Below are 15303 nucleotides of genomic sequence, written 5' to 3'. Positions count from 1 at the left end.
CGACCTCGAAAATCGCGAAGCAAAACCCGCTTCAGCGCAACGCCGCCACCCAGAGCCACTATCGCGGAGCGATTTAGTGCCAGCGCAGGAAGCGCCACTTGCAAACTCAGCGATATGACGCGATTAGCCAAGACTTCATGCCGCAACGTCGCGCGCAGGAGCTGGCGTTCGCCTTAGGCGCATCATCCAAGTTCAGCCGACCGGTAACAGGATTGCCCGAATGGTTGTTACATGCACTCGAGTACCGAGGTTGCCGTGGTCCAAGCGGCGCGATCTCTTGACCGTGGACGCCGGAGTGTCAGCAAGAAGGAGGACCACCAGCATGGACAAATTTTTCGACAAGATCCGGAAAGGGTGAGCCAGTGGCGTGCACCGCGCCTGAGCGCACAATTTTATTCCGGTGACCGATCTGCGGGTCGACCCGTCGGTTCAATTCAGGGCGCGCCGGTCAAAGCTTGCTGAGCTCGACCAGAGCAGTATGCGCACTGCACCCCTGGCCGAGCCGGGAGGTCCCCAGATCGAGGGTCAATACGTTCGGGTTGCCATTCGGATCCGGGACATCCGTCGATCCGGCGAACCATGCGCCGGTCGGCAACGCGACGACCCCGGGCGCTATGGCCTCGGAAATCTTCGAGCGCGCGTGACATGCACCGCGATCATTATGCACATTCACCAGATCGCCGTCCGAGATACCGCGCGGCTCTGCATCGGCGGGGTTGATGACGACGGTTTCGGGACGCGCGCCAGGCACATCGGCGAGGGCCGATTCAAGCTGGCTGTGAAGCTTGTCACCGGGTTGCGGCGATACCATGTGCAAGGGCGCCCTGGCCGTCGCGGTGCCGAGCCATTCGCGCGGCGGCAGCCAGACCGGATGACCCGGGCAATCCTCGTAGTCGAACCCGTCGACGGTTGCCGAAAAGATCTCGATCCTGCCGGAGGGCGTGTCGAGCGCATGACCGTGCGGATCATCGCGAAACCGGCTCAGGAAAGAGGGCGCGGGCGTCTCGGTCTTGATCGGCAGCCTGACCCAGTTTCGTTCGCGCAACGTGTCGAAATCGGGTACCTCGATGCCGGACCGCGCGGCCGTGTCGGCATAAGAGGCATAAAGGTGTCTCAGCCACGCCTCGACATCGCGTCCCTCGGTGAACGCCTGTCCGGCGCCCATACGCCGCGCAAGTCCCGAGAAGATCTCGTAATCATCGCGGGCCTCACCGACCGGGGGAATGATCCGCGGCATGTGAAACAGGAAATCGTCCATGTTGGTGCGTCCGACATCCTCGCGCTCGTAAGAGGTCGTGGCCGGGAAAACGATATCGGCGCGCTTGGCAGTCGAGGTCCACCACGGTTCGTTCACGATGATGGTTTCCGGTGTTTTCCACGCCTCGTGAAGCCGGTTGAGATCCTGATGATGATGGAAGGGATTGCCGCCCGCCCAGTAGACCAGACGAATGTCGGGATAAGGGCTGCGTTGACCGTTGAAGTCGAAATCGGCACCGGGATTGAGCAGCATGTCCGCGATGCGCGCCACCGGGATGACCTTGTCGACCGGGTTCCGGCCCTGATCGAGGGTCATGCCCTCCAGCCGCTTCATCGACTTGCCGATGCCGCCAATGGCCCCGTAACCGTAGCCAACGCCGCCACCGGGCAACCCGATCTGGCCCAGCATCGCGGCTAGCACGGACGACATCCAGTAGGGCTGTTCACCATGCTCAGCCCGCTGAAGCGACCAAGCCACAGTGATCAGTGTTCTGGTCTCAACCATGCGCCGCGCGAGAGCGCGGATATCATCCGGCGCGACACCGCACAGCGGCGCGGCCCATTCGGGGGTCTTGGGCGTGCCATCGGTCTCGCCCATCAGGTAAGGCCGGAATCGGTCAAACCCGACGGTGTATCGCTCGAGGAACGCCTTGTCGGTCAGCGCCTCGTCCTCGATCACATGGGCGAGCGCCAGCATCAGTGCGGTATCGGATGCCGGGCGCACGGGCATCCATTCGCATCCCTGCGGGGCGTCCGTGCGTTGTGGCCCGATATTGATGCAGCGAATTTGCCTTTCTTGAAACCGTCTGAACCACGTCGCCGTTTCATGTTCTGTAACCCCGCCCATGCTGACCTGCGAATTCTTGGGATTCACGCCGCCGAACATGACGAGAGTCTCGGTATGCGCGGCGATAGTTTCCCAACTGTCTTGCGAGGAGTAGGTGTATTTCAGGAACGGCAGGCCGAAAACATGCGGCATGATCGCTTGGGCGCAGCCGGTCGAATAGCTGCCGAACGCCCCCACGTAGCCGCCGACGGTATTCAGAAAACGGTGCAACTGGCCGGGTGCGTGATGAAACCGTCCAGCCGAGGCCCAGCCGTAGGAGCCGCCGAAGATGGCCTCGTTGCCGTGGGCCTTGCGCACGCGATCGATCTCGGAGGCGGCGAGATCAAGCGCCTCGTCCCATGGCACCTCGACATGCGCATCGTCGCCACGCGCCAACCTGTCGCGCGTCGCCAGCCAGCCCTTTCGGATCGCCGGGCGCGCAACACGGCTGTGGTGGTGAACCGCCTGCGGAATGATGTCCGGAATTCGGTTCGGCTCCGGATCATGCTGAAATGGGGACGTGCCGATGATGAGGTCGCCACGGGCATGCACTACGAACGCGCCCCAATGGCTGGTTGTGACCTTTGTGCGAAGGGGCGGCAATTCATCACTCATGGATCTTGCTCCGATAGGGTAATTCTTCCTTCAAGCCTCAGATTCCAAAATCAAGGCCCATGCCGAATGCTGTGGCAAACGGTCTTGGACCAAATCTGCCTGATCGGCCGAGTTCACCACAAGGTCGCAACTGCGACATGGATCGCCCGGACGTCATGTCCGGACGATCCATCTGACAGCTACTCAGGGTGTCCAAGACGGCACTTTCAGGACATGAATCAGACCTTTCCGGTCAACCGCATGAATTCATGCAGCAACGCGCCGACGCGGCCCGAGTAATCGGGATCTTCCTGAGAGTACTCGTCAACGACCTCCATCGACTTCTGGCGAAGTTGCGCCATTACGTCATCACCCACGGTCGAGGTGTTCTTTCCCATATCGCCGGTAAACTCGTCCATTCGCAGGAAATCACGATAGCGGAAATGCGCACTTGCTTTTGCGCTCATAGCTCGGACCGCGTTGTGTATGACACGTTTGTGGGCATCGCCCAGCTTGTTCCATTGATCCATCGCAACGATGAATTCACCGTTGGAATGGCTCAGGAAATCTGGCGTTACGATGTATTCGGTCACCTCCTGAAGGTTCATGCCCCACCCTGTCGAGACACACCCCCAATGCGCGCCATCGACAACGCCGGTCTGCAGGCCCTGGTAGAGTTCTTCGCCCGGAATGAAGACCGGCGTCGCGCCCATCTTCTCGAAAACCCGTCCGGGCGTGCCGGTTGAACGGATCTTGAAGCCGTTGAAATCTTCGGCGGTTTCTATCGGCTTCTTTGAGAAGACCGCAAGGCCCGCGAAAGAAATGGGACCCGCCTGATAGATTCCGTACTGGGCATATGCTTCCCGGATGATATCCAGCGCGCCCATCTCGTAGAAGAAGAACTGCATCTCCTCGTGGCTATCCCAAGTGGCGAGATTTCCGTTCAGATGTCCGGCGACGGGAATGCGTCCGATCCAGTAGCCCGGAAAGATGAACGATGCATCCAGGAGGCCACGCCGTAGCGCCCCCAGTATCTCATTGGTAGGGGCTACCGTATTGGCTTGCAGTGTCTCGACCTGGATTTCGCCATCCGTCCCTTCGGTAATCCAGCGGCCAAATTCCTGATAGATCGTGTCGAAATACTCGACACCAGGTGTCCAGTGACTCTGGATCCGCCAAGTGATCTGTTGCTGCGCAAGCACGGCAGGTGCCGCCAGCGCGCCACCCCCGAGTCCCAACGCGCCAGTCTTGATGACCTGTCGTCTGTTGATGTTGCTCTTTTTCATGATGTCCTCCTCGTTGGATTTGTTGTGGTCAGGTTTCGAAACGCTCACCCGGATCAGTTCATGTGGGCGGTGACGCTGATCAGGATGGATGGAAAGGCGAGCAGGATGGCACCGCTAAGGATCATGATGGCGAGAAACGGGGTGACCGCCCTGTAAATGGTTCCTATCGGCGTCGTTCTGCTCAGGCTCTTGAGATAAAAGAGATTATATCCGAAGGGTGGCGTGATATACCCGATGCAAAGATTCAGCTGGAAGATCACGCAGAACCAGATCGGGTCGAATCCCAGTTCAACGACGATCGGAAAGAAAATCGGCAACGTTAGCAGGATGATCCCGATGGGATCGAGAAACATCCCTAACAGCAACGCGATCAGTTGCATCAGGATGATTAGATGCCACGGTCCCAATTCCGATCCGCGCAGAAGTTCCATCATGAAGGACACACCGCCGCCGCTGGCGTAGACCGACACGAACGCGCCTGCGCCGAAGATGATCCACGCGATCATGCCTGTCACGGAGGCCGTATCGTAGCTTACGTCGCGAATGAAGCGCAACGACAGTTCACCTCGAATCCAGATTGAAATGACGACGGCCGCGACACCGACCGCTGCCGCCTCAGTAGGTGTGGCGATGCCCATGAAGATCGTCACCAAAACTGAAACGACGATCAGCAGTGGCAAGAATACCGATTTGAAGGCAAGCAGCTTGTCGCGCAGGGGAACCGAAAAATCAGCGGCCGGTGCAAGGCTCGGGCGATAATAGGTTCGCAAGACAATATAGACTATGAAGGCCGAGAGGATGAAAAGGCCCGCCACCATCCCTCCCATGAAGAGCTTGCCGACGGATTGGCCGGTCATCATGCCGATGATGATAAGCGTGATGGACGGCGGGATCAGGATCCCCAGAGTCCCCGAAGCACCGATCGTTCCCAGGACAAGCTTGTCGTCATAGCCGTGCTTTTTCATCGCGGGCATTCCAACAAGTCCGGTCGTGATGGTGGAGGCCGAGCAGTTCCCAGTCATCGCCGAAAGGACCGCGGCGAAGCCTGAGGTGCCGACCAGCAGGCCACCGTTCATGCGCCCCGACCACAGGTAGAACGCACCGTAAAGGTCAGTTGCGATACGCGAACGTCCCAATGCGACACCAATGAAAATGAAGAGCGGAATGGCGGATAGCAGAATGGACCACATATTTCCGAACGTGCTGGAGACGACCGAATAGAAACCGCTTGTTCCGCTCATGAAAAAGGAAAAAACGACGGCAATCGCTCCCATAGCATAAGACAGCGAAACCCCGAGCATGATCGACACGATCAGCGATCCGAACATGCCGATCGTCAAGAGTTCAGGTGTCATTGCCAAACTGCCTTGTCTGATTGATGGATGGGTTGATCAGCCCGGCGACGGAGCGAATGATCTCGGCCACGGCCTGCACCGATATGAGTCCGGCACCGATCACGAGACACAACTTGATCGGCCATATCGGGTGGCCGAGAGCGCTGTCATCCTTCTGATTCCAAAGCAGCGCATCCTGGAAAAAGGCCCAGCCCTCATACGTCAGCGCACTCCCCCAGATCAGCAGCATCAGGTAGTTCAGAAGATCGAGGGCAGCCCGCCGTCTGCCCCCTTTCGCAGGAAGAAATATGTCGATCCGAACATGTGATCCGCGCAAAAGGGCGAACGCGCCGATCAGTATAAAGTAACTGCCGAAAATGCGTTGCGTGTATCCATGCGCCCATATGGTCGGCGCGTTGAATACATACCGCGACACGACCTCCCACACCAGCACCGCCGCGCCCACCCATATGAGAAAGCTGACGATTTTTCCGATCCTGTCATTGACCTTGTCGATCCACAGAAGACCAGTCATGCATACCCCTCAAAAATTCATACGTTCCATTTGCTTTGGCGATGAATTTCGTAGTGCCATTATGATTTATGATAAAAAACAACTTGTCAATTACTATTTTTTTTTGCAAAATAGAGATCGAGCATCGAAATTTTAGGCGAAACTAGTAATGGGACGACGAAATAAGGCGAGAGGCGCGTGATGCAACATTCGAAAATTCGCCCCGGACGATACAATGTGAACACGCCTGGACGGATCCTCGATGCCGCCGAAGAATTGTTCGCGATGCGCAGTTACGAAACGGTGACGCTGCGCGAGATCGCCCGGGCGGCCGGGGTCAATGTCGGACAGATCATGTATCATTTCAGCACCAAGGATGAGCTGATCCGCGAGGTCGTCATCAGGCGTGCCGGCATACTCAACCAGGAACGGATTCAACTGCTGAATTCATACGAGGATCTTGTCGGCGAGAAGAACATGCAACTCGAACCGCTCGTGCGCGCGTTCATCACACCTTACTTCAAACGCCTCATGGGCAACGATCAGGCTTGGCGCAATTACGCGCAGTTCATCGGACGGAATGTTTGGGATGAAAAGGTGAGCCCGGCACTCGCCGAGGGCTTCAATCCGGCGGCGGAGCGATATCTGAAAGCGTTCCGTATCGCGTTGCCAAACGTCTCGGACGCAAATGCGGTGCGCGCGTTCCAGTTCATGCTGGCGGGCATCTACGGGTCGACCACCAATGATACGCGCACCCACAGCCTTTCGGGTGATGAAAGCCTCGCCCGTGACCTCGAGGGGTATCAAGCAGCCCTCATACCCTTTGTCGTCGGCGGCATCGAGCGCATGGCATTGGAACTCGCAGAGGCCGACGACACCGTGCCATCATCCTTAGAGTGAGGGAATACCGTTGGATTACAAGACGATCAAAGTAGAGCGCGACGGGAATGTCGGCATTCTCACGCTGAACCGCCCGGAACGCCTGAATGCGATAAACCAATCCATGCTGGACGAGATCCAGAGCGCTTGTGATGCATTCGAAAGCGAAGACGCCATTCGCTGTGTGGTGCTGACGGGTGAAGGCAAGGCCTTTTCATCCGGTTTCGACCTTCAGGACCAAGCGGCGAACACCCCACAGGGTCATTCGGAATGGCAACCCGTTCTGCGCCGGGACTTCGATGGTGTGATGCGCTTCTGGAATATGTCCAAACCCACTGTATCCGCGGTGCGCGGGCCCGCAATGGCGGGCGGTTGTGAAATGGCCATGGCATGCGACATCACGGTTGCTGGAGAGGGCGCAGTTTTCGGTGAACCCGAAGTGAAATTCGGGGCCGGTATCGTCGTCATGCTGCTTCCGTGGCTTGCAGGGCCCAAGAAGGCCAAGGAAATCGCCTTCCTGGGGATGGATACGCTAAGCGCGCAGGCGGCGTTGGATGCAGGCCTCGTGAATCGCGTTGTCTCAGACGACGATGTCTTTGATACCGCAATGTCCATCGCGCGGCACATTTCCGTCGTGGATCCGATGGTCATCCGGCGCACAAAGCAGCAGATCAATGAAACTATGGAGATGGCCGGCATGAGACGCGCACTGGAGCGCGCCCTTGAAATCGATCTCGAGCTTGAAGCCGAAGGTAGTTTCGACAAACGCGACTTTCTCGAACAGTTACGAGAGAACGGCGTGCGGGGCGCGCTCGCCTGGCGGGACGATCGGTTCGCGAAATGACTGCTCACAACGCCGACAGCATGGAGGACAATGTTGATTTCTGCACCGCTCTGATGTCGCAGGATGCGGGTGGAATATTCGACGATCACGGCTTCAATACGCTTCCGAGGGTCTGCGAATGGGCGGTTGCCGCATGTGCGTGCTTGCAGGAGGCCGGACTGGTTCGGGATGAACCCGTTCTCGTGCCAATCGTCGGATCCGCAGAAGACTTGGCGGGGATACTTGGGGTCATTTCGGCTGGCGGAGTGGCGGTTCCGATCCATGCACGCGCACATGACGAAACGCTTGAAAATATCCGTAGCCAGACAAATGCACGTTTTTCATTGCATTTTGATTCACCTCACTCTGACCGGGGCACGCCGAGGCTGGAGAAGCACGCGGATGGCGCACCAACGGCTCAATCGCTTTTGCGAGGTGCGGCGATGATCACGTTTACGTCCGGTTCTACAGGTACACCAAAAGGTGTGGTTCTCTCGCTCGACAGGATGACGGCCAAACTGTGCAGCTTGCAAAGCAAGCTTCGGATGCGAAGTGGCGCGGTGTCTGCCGTGCCCTTGCAGCTCATCTTCAGTTTCGGGCAATGGGCCACCTTTCTGACCCTTCTGCGCGGCGGCACCGTCGTGATGTCAAGCCGCTTTGATGCGGCAGCCATCTCGCGAATGCTGGTCGACGACAAACTCGACTATCTCGCTGCGGTCCCGACGATGTTGCGCATGCTTCTGGATCATCCCGGGGGCCCATCGTCTTTTACGATCTTGACTGGTGGCGAAGCCGTGAATGCGGCTTTGCGCAACAGGATATTCGACGCGTGGCCTGGAGCCGGCATCTACAGCATCTATGGGCTGACGGAATCGGGGACATGCGACCTTTTCCACTATGATGCGCCCGAGATCGACACCTCAGATACGCTCGGGCGGCCAGCCCCCGGTGTTGAAGTGGCCACTGATCCGGAAACCTCGGAGCTATTGTTGAAAACGCCGTTTGCAATGCTCGGATACCTGAATATGCCGGAAGAAACGAAACGGATCTTTAGCGGGAGATGGTTGCGAACCGGAGACATGGGACGTCTCCTGCCATCCGGCGATGTACATTACGCAGGACGATTGAAGGAAATCATTAATCGGGCCGGCAATAAGGTATCACCTCATGAAGTAGAAGCGCTTTTCGCCCAGCATCCGGCGATTCGTGAGGTGCTCGCAACAGGTGCGTATGATCCCCGTCTCGGCGAGGCGATTCACTTGCTCGTCGTTTCCCATCGAGATGAAGAGCCGGAGCCGAACGCCATTCTGGAATGGGCGAAAGGCAAGATCGATCGTTTCAAGCTGCCGGATCACATTCATTTTGGAGAGTCGCTGCCAGTTGGCCAAACCGGAAAAGCGGACCGCAAAAGCTTACGCGCCCGTTTGGAACAAGGGCTCCGGCCTTGACGCGTGGTACGCGAAATGTTGCGACTGCGCCGGATGGCCCCCGGCGTCTCGATTAAAGGCGCAATCTCGGCGTCCAGTTCGGAACTGATGGCGAACTTGGACGAGCAGTGCCTTGGTCTGGCGTTTCAGCATTGTGATACCATGGGTTTGGACACGGTTGCGCACTTTTATGCTGCCTGTAAACGCCAGAGCGCCATCCGGCTCCTGTTGTTCGACGCACTTGTCCCCGTAACTTGCATGACACAGACATCGTGTCCGGTTCGCCCTGAAACAGTAATCCGAACGGCTCCGAGACGAGCACGGGTTTACTGGCGGTTCACCATCCTCACCGATTACATGCGGGGCATTACCAAATTGTTTAAAGCTTTGCTCTCGGGTGTCAGCCCGAGCGCCAGAACATTGCCAAGAGCGTTGAGACAGACCCCCCGATGGGTGTAGACGACACCCTTCGGCTGACCCGTGGTGCCGGAGGTATAATTGAGCGTAATCGGCAGATGCTCGTCCGTGATCACGGCGGTGGGATCCAACGGCGGCACCGGACCGTGGCAGAAATTCAGCGCCAGGCTGTCCGACGGAGTGTCGCAAAGCAGGTGCACCGGCACTGGACAATCCGGAAGGTTGGGACAGCACGCGGGGTCCGCCAACATCAGTTTGGCGCCGGAATCCTCCAGAATATAGCGGATGTCATCCCGATCGAGGCGCGTGTTGATCGCGTTCAGAACCGCGCCAAGGGCCGGCACGGCGAAATGCGCCGCCAGCATTTCGGGCCGGTTGGTCAGCATGACCGATACGACATCGCCCTTGCCCACACCCTGTGCGCGCAGCCAGTCTGCCATGCGCGCGACGACATCCCCGAATTCGGCATAGGTCCAGACATCGTCACCCCACGCCACGCCGGGCGCCATGCACCTCAAGCGTTCAGGCCAGATGGTCCAGCGGTGTCAGCGGCCTTGTGTTGGCGGCACGCGGGGCCAGATGCGGATCGGTGAACATTGCGCCTCCTCCAGTAGTCGCGGCTCAGGCAGTGCCGGACTGCCATGTCCAGAACGCGCGACCCTCGTCCGCAAGGTGGCGGTTGAGCACCATTTGATGCACCTCGTCGGCCCCATCGACCAGACGGGCCTGACGGGCATAGCGGTAGATCCATTCCAGAACGGTATCCTTGGAGTACCCGCGCGCGCCATTGATCTGGATCGCCACATCGGCGGCCTGGTGCAGCAGGTTCGCAACATGGATCTTGGCCATCGAGACCTCTTTTCTGGCAAAACTGCCCTGATCCAGGGCCCAGGCGGCCTTCATCACCAGAAGCCGCCCGATCTCGATCCCCATGGCGAGGTCACCCATCTTGATCTGGATGCTTTCACGATCCGCAAGCCGGATGCCGAAGCCATGGCGGTTCTCGGCATAGTCCCTTGCGATCTCCGTGCAGCGTTTGGCCAGACCCAGCCAGCGCATGCAATGCGTCAGCCGCGCCGGTCCCAGGCGCATCTGGGTGACCTTCAACCCCATGCCTTCGCCAAGGATGACGCGGTCGGCGGGCAGTTCCAGCCCCTCGTAGATCAGTTCGCAATGGCCGCCATGTTCCTCGGGGCCCATGATCGGGATGCGCCGGTCGATATGCCAGCCGGGCTCGTTCTTGTGATGCAGGAACGCGGTCAGACCGCGGCGGGGATCGTCGGATGTGCGCGCCATGACGACGAAGTGATCGGCATCGGCCGCGCCGGTGATATACCACTTGCGGCCGCGGATGACATAGCTGTCGCCGGTTTTCGTGGCGGTTGTCAGCATCATCCCGGGATCCGAGCCGCCCCCGGGATTGGGCTCGGTCATCGCGAAGGACGACCGCACATCGCCGCGCACGATGGGGTCCAGCCAGCGGCGTTTCTGATCTTGCGTGCCGGCCTTTTCAAGCAGCATCATGTTGCCATCGTCGGGGGCGGCGGCATTGAAGACCACAGGGCCGAAGATCGAGCGGTTCATTTCCTCGTAGCAGACCGCCATGCCCATCTTGCCCAGATCCTGCCCGCCGGTCTCCTGTTTCAATTGCAGACACCAGAGCCCCTCTTCCCGCGCCTTCCGGCGCAATGGCCCCAACCGGTCATGCGCGATGTTTTCATGTGCGTCCCATGCCGTGCGGTCAGCCTCGAGCGGCAGGATCTCCTCCTCGACAAAGCGCGCAATCCGGGCGCGGTACGACTCGATCCGGGGGGACAGGGTAAAATCCACGCGATACTCCTTCAAAGCGATGAAACAAGATGACCGCCATCGGCGACGATTTCCGTGCCGGTCATGAATCCGCCCAGATCGGACACCATCAGCAGCAGGGGTCCATCCAGATCCGATGGCTGGCCGAGACGACGCTGGGGCACACGGCGGATCAGTGCCTTGCCGGCGTCCGACGCAAAGAAATCGCGGTTCAGCTCGGTTTCGATATAGCCCGGGCACAGGGCGTTCACGCGGATGCCATACCGCGCCCATTCCAGCGCCAGCGACCGCGAAAGCTGCACAAGCCCGGCCTTGGATGCCGCATAGGCCGCGACATGCCCCGCGACCCGCAGGCCAAGGATCGAGCCGACATTGACGATCACGCCACCCGCACCGCGCGCGACCATGGCAGCGCCCGCTGCACGCGCGACATGAAACGCGCCCTTGAGATTGGTGTCGATGATGCGATCGACATCTTCAGGCCGATGATCAAGGGCCGAGGCAGAGGCGGTGGTGCCCGCGTTGTTGACGACGATGTCGAATGCCTGCCCCGACAGCGCCGCGGTGACGGAGGCCGGATCGGCAACGTCCATTTCTACGGGGTCCGCCCGACCGCCGCCCGCGCGGATATCGTCACAAAGCGCGGTGATCCTGTCGACCCGGCGTGCGGCCGCCACAACCTGCACATCCTGACTGGCCAGGAGGCGCGCAAAATGCGCCCCGAGGCCGGAGGACGCCCCCGTGACAAGGGCGCGTTTGCCGCTCAATCCCGGCCAGACGATCGGATGCGCGTCATCAGTCACCATGGTCGCCAAAGGCCTCCCCTGCCTTGCGGACCTGCCACGACATGTTTTCGAGCAAGTGTTCGATTTCTACGCTAGAGAGGGGTTTCCCCGCGCGCAAGCCCCGGCCCGGTGACGGGTTGGCGTTCGGTTCGCCTGTCTGGCCGAACGCGCCGCGACAGCTGTGACCGGCTCCGGATCCTGAAGGCTGCACCTGTCACGCGGGATCTGCCATTGCCGCGGAAACGCGGGACGAAACGCGCGTCATCACGGTGCTGTCGGCGCCGGCCGGGCCTCGGACGCGTGAGACTGTGTCCCCGCCCGGTCGCGCCCTCCAGCGCATTACCGTCGGCGTCGAAACGGGTGCCGAAGCTGGGTCACGCGACCTTGACGACCATCTTGCCGAAATTCCGGCCCGCCAGAAGATCGTTGAACGCCGCGGGCGCGGCTTCGAGCCCCTCGACGACGTGTTCCTTGTACTGCACGCGACCTTCGGCAATCCACCCGGTCATGTCCGCGCGGAATTCCTCGTAAACGCTCTGCGGAAAGCTGTCGAATATGATGAATCCCTCGACCTTCACCTTCATCCGAAGGATCGTGCCCATGATGGCGGGGCCGTGATCGGGTCCCTCGGGCAGCCCTGCGAGGTTGTACCACGACACCACCCCGCAGACAGGCATGCGTGAAAACGGGTTCAACAACGGCAGCACGGCATAAAGAACCTTGCCGCCCACATTCTCGAAATAGACATCGATCCCGTCCGGGCAGGCCGCGGCCAGTCGGGCCGCGAAATCCTCGGCCCGATGGTCGATGCACGCATCAAAACCGAGCGTCCCGGTGACATGGGCGCATTTTTCGGCCCCGCCCGCGACCCCGACGACCCGGCACCCCTTGAGACGCGCGATCTGCCCCACCGTGGCGCCGACCGGCCCGGAGGCGGCCGCGACCACCACCGTCTCGCCCGGTTTCGGCCTGCCGATCTTCAACAGCCCGGCATAGGCCGTATAGCCGGGCATGCCCAGAATACCGAGCGCCCAGGACGGGTTTTCAGGCGCCGTGCCGAGGGGCATCACGCCGGTGCCGTCGGACACCGCATAATCCTGCCAGCCGCTTGCGGCCAGCACATGATCGCCCGGCGCGAACCCGTCGAGGTTGGACTCCACGACCTCGGCGACGACCTGTCCCGTCATGACCTCGCCGATGGCGACGGGTGTCGCGTAGGACTTCGCGTCGTTCATCCTGCCCCGCATGTAGGGATCCAGCGAAAGATACTCGGTGCGCAGCAGCATCTGCGCGTCGCCGGGTCGCGGCACCCCCGTTTCCTCGAGGCGCAGCGTGTTCTCGTCGGGGGGTCCGTTCGGCCGCTCGGCAAGGACAAAGCGGCGGTTGACTTCGGGTCTCTGCGACATCCTGTGGCTTTCCGTTCTCGAAATCTTGTCGGCGGTGCGACCCGCTGCAAAGCGCAGAAGGGCCCCAAGGTTATCGCGGTTGCAGGTCCGTCGGTGAAGCGTGATTTGACCGTCAATGTCAACAAGATCGCGTCGACGTGCAACCGTGGATGTTTTGAGGGTCGTTCTGTGCATGGCCGCCGCCCGAACGGTCTTCAGCATCATCGAGTTCGGAGGCGCGTCCCGCGTTGGGTGAAACGGTCGCGAAATTCCGCTGCCGCAGCATGGCTGGCGCCAAAGGCGCTACGTCCGGACGCAAAGGGTCTGGGACCAGTCGGCTGCGCCTGCAGCATTTCAGGCTGGCACCATTGACCGCGGAGGGCTCTTTGCGTCGGTCTCTGAGGCGGCGACCAGATCGGGCGTGTGCAAGGACATCTGCGTGAGGTGGATGGACTGTGTTCCGGCACATTTTGGTCGGCTGGGGCGATGAGACCGTGTTCCCAAGCCGCGTGATTATCCCGGAAAGTCCAGACCCGCAGGATCCGATTTGAGGCCTTCGCCGCTTTGATGGATGACCATGCGGTCGGCCGGGACGGGCCTGATCAGGGCGAAGGCCTCATCCGGCGTGCCGGTCAGCCATGTCCCGTAGTCATTCGGATCCAAGATCATCGGCATCCGGTCAGGATGCGTTTCCCTTGGTCAGCTCATTCGGCGTGGTCGTGATCATGGATGACGTGATCATCTCGCGGTCCTCCTCCCCGCCATACTTGCCTTTGAAACCGCGCCAGATGCCGGCCAGAGCGAACGGAGGGCGCAAACCATCACCTTTTACACCGAACCAGACATAGGTCGTCGGATTGCGGCCCTTGGGCTCACAGAAGCTGGTCGCGGGGATGAGGCAGCGGCGATCCTCGAAGCTCTTCATCCAGAAGCGCGAGTGTTGCAGCTTGTCATCTCGCGCATTGTTGACGGCCTTGGGCTGGATCGGCTTGCCTGTTTTCTTCGAGACCTGCGGTAGCAAGAAACCCCAATGCGCGTTCTGCAACCAGCGTGTGCCGTCGGCATCCATGCCGACGATGGGAGACATGCCCTTGGGAAAGATCGCTGGCAAAGGCTCTGCGTTCCCGAGCCTGTCATGCGCGGCCCCCACAGCGAATAACCGGCGCATCTCGGTCGCAGACATGGTGTTTGAATAAAGATTGCACATGGGAAAGAGGATAGACCGTTGATCGGCGCAAAGCATCTTTTTTACACCGCCGATTGCGCGCAACGGCAGCGGCGTGCCAGACCAACCTGGGCCGACACTCACTCCGTTTTGCCGACAACCAGATCGAGAAGTGAGAAGTTGGATACACGGAACCTCATCGAGCAGCTCTCTCGCTGCCCGAAAAAATACCCGCTTTTCAGGGGGGACTCGCAAAACGTTGAGGTGGCGTTGAGGTAAAACGCGCATGCTCTTACACAAGTGAAACACTCGGGTTTTAAGTATCTGATTTATTGTGACAAAATGGTTGCGGGAGTTGGATTTGAACCAACGACCTTCAGGTTATGAGCCTATAAAGGCGTATTCACGAAAACATAACGAAATCAGCCTCTTATGCGACAAGCATTTGATTTCACAAATTATCCAACCGCCCATTCGGCAGCATTCGCGCGCATTGGCCAGCAAAACCAACGCGAAACGCGCACTCGCGGGTTGATGTGGCGTTGATGTGGCCAACCCACAGGTGCCGCGTGATCATAATCTCAAAAGGTCTAGCCAGGTCGTCCACAGGCACACCGTTGCTGAAGCGGCCGCTCAGGCACGGCGCAGCGAGAGACCGGTGTCAGCCCGGAGCGGACGTGGTTTCACCGACCGCCGCGCTTGCAGCGTTTGGAACGGACGGCGGATTCGCGACTTTCTCTGCAGGTGCGAAGAGCTCGTGTGTGTGGGGGGGGGGAAAGCGGCCATTCACGGCAAGCATGGT

The 15303-nt window shown here is 59.8% G+C and carries 13 protein-coding genes; 3 read left to right on the top strand and 10 right to left on the bottom strand.

Annotated elements, in window-relative coordinates; translation table 11 throughout:
• Positions 1 to 448 precede the first annotated feature (448 nt).
• The 4 genes from V8324_RS19230 to V8324_RS19215 form a co-directional block, all read right to left on the bottom strand.
• Positions 449 to 2698 carry a molybdopterin-dependent oxidoreductase gene (locus V8324_RS19230; RefSeq protein ID WP_336421524.1) on the bottom strand — a complete coding sequence of 750 codons (2250 nt, stop codon included), beginning with the start codon at positions 2696 to 2698 and terminating at the stop codon, positions 449 to 451.
• 218 nt (positions 2699 to 2916) lie between these two features.
• A complete protein-coding gene (dctP, locus tag V8324_RS19225; protein ID WP_336421523.1) occupies positions 2917 to 3963 on the bottom strand; it encodes a TRAP transporter substrate-binding protein DctP in 1047 nt (348 codons plus the stop codon).
• Between the two features lie 53 nt (positions 3964 to 4016).
• Complete coding sequence (locus V8324_RS19220) at positions 4017 to 5318, bottom strand: TRAP transporter large permease (protein WP_336421522.1); 1302 nt, start codon at positions 5316 to 5318, stop codon at positions 4017 to 4019.
• A complete protein-coding gene (locus V8324_RS19215; RefSeq protein WP_336421521.1) occupies positions 5308 to 5832 on the bottom strand; it encodes a TRAP transporter small permease subunit in 525 nt (174 codons plus the stop codon). The genes V8324_RS19220 and V8324_RS19215 overlap by 11 nt, the downstream gene beginning before the upstream one ends.
• A gap of 180 nt (positions 5833 to 6012) precedes the next feature.
• On the opposite strand from V8324_RS19215, the gene V8324_RS19210 reads away from it, so the two are divergent.
• The 3 genes from V8324_RS19210 to V8324_RS19200 are packed head-to-tail and all read left to right on the top strand — an operon-like array spanning position 6013 to position 8961.
• Positions 6013 to 6711 (top strand): TetR/AcrR family transcriptional regulator, encoded by a 699-nt coding sequence (locus V8324_RS19210; protein WP_336421520.1) that lies wholly within the window; start codon positions 6013 to 6015, stop codon positions 6709 to 6711.
• Between the two features lie 10 nt (positions 6712 to 6721).
• Positions 6722 to 7534, top strand: a complete 813-nt coding sequence (locus V8324_RS19205; protein ID WP_336421519.1) for an enoyl-CoA hydratase/isomerase family protein — start codon at positions 6722 to 6724, stop codon at positions 7532 to 7534.
• On the top strand, positions 7531 to 8961 hold the full coding sequence (locus V8324_RS19200) for a class I adenylate-forming enzyme family protein (protein ID WP_336421518.1): 1431 nt from the start codon (positions 7531 to 7533) through the stop codon (positions 8959 to 8961). Before V8324_RS19205 ends, V8324_RS19200 begins: the two co-directional genes overlap by 4 nt.
• Positions 8962 to 9293: 332 nt before the next feature.
• Here V8324_RS19200 and V8324_RS19195 read toward each other — a convergent pair whose 3' ends face one another.
• From V8324_RS19195 to V8324_RS19170, 6 genes are all read right to left on the bottom strand, one after another.
• Positions 9294 to 9866 (bottom strand): AMP-binding protein, encoded by a 573-nt coding sequence (locus V8324_RS19195; protein ID WP_336421517.1) that lies wholly within the window; start codon positions 9864 to 9866, stop codon positions 9294 to 9296.
• Between the two features lie 112 nt (positions 9867 to 9978).
• A complete protein-coding gene (locus V8324_RS19190) occupies positions 9979 to 11187 on the bottom strand; it encodes an acyl-CoA dehydrogenase family protein (protein WP_336421516.1) in 1209 nt (402 codons plus the stop codon).
• 11 nt (positions 11188 to 11198) lie between these two features.
• Positions 11199 to 11972: an SDR family NAD(P)-dependent oxidoreductase gene (locus V8324_RS19185; protein ID WP_336421515.1), complete on the bottom strand. Its 774-nt coding sequence runs from the start codon at positions 11970 to 11972 to the stop codon at positions 11199 to 11201.
• Between the two features lie 353 nt (positions 11973 to 12325).
• Complete coding sequence (locus V8324_RS19180; protein WP_336421514.1) at positions 12326 to 13357, bottom strand: NADP-dependent oxidoreductase; 1032 nt, start codon at positions 13355 to 13357, stop codon at positions 12326 to 12328.
• A 492-nt stretch (positions 13358 to 13849) separates the two neighbouring features.
• Positions 13850 to 14005 (bottom strand): hypothetical protein, encoded by a 156-nt coding sequence (locus V8324_RS19175; RefSeq protein WP_336421513.1) that lies wholly within the window; start codon positions 14003 to 14005, stop codon positions 13850 to 13852.
• A 10-nt stretch (positions 14006 to 14015) separates the two neighbouring features.
• On the bottom strand, positions 14016 to 14645 hold the full coding sequence (locus V8324_RS19170; protein WP_336421512.1) for an SOS response-associated peptidase family protein: 630 nt from the start codon (positions 14643 to 14645) through the stop codon (positions 14016 to 14018).
• Between the last annotated feature and the right edge of the window lie 658 nt (positions 14646 to 15303).

This window comes from Roseovarius sp. D22-M7, assembly GCF_037083785.1.
Taxonomy (GTDB): domain Bacteria; phylum Pseudomonadota; class Alphaproteobacteria; order Rhodobacterales; family Rhodobacteraceae; genus Roseovarius.
The sequence above is the reverse complement of the archived record's forward strand: the minus strand, read 5'-3'. Positions and strand labels throughout refer to the sequence as shown.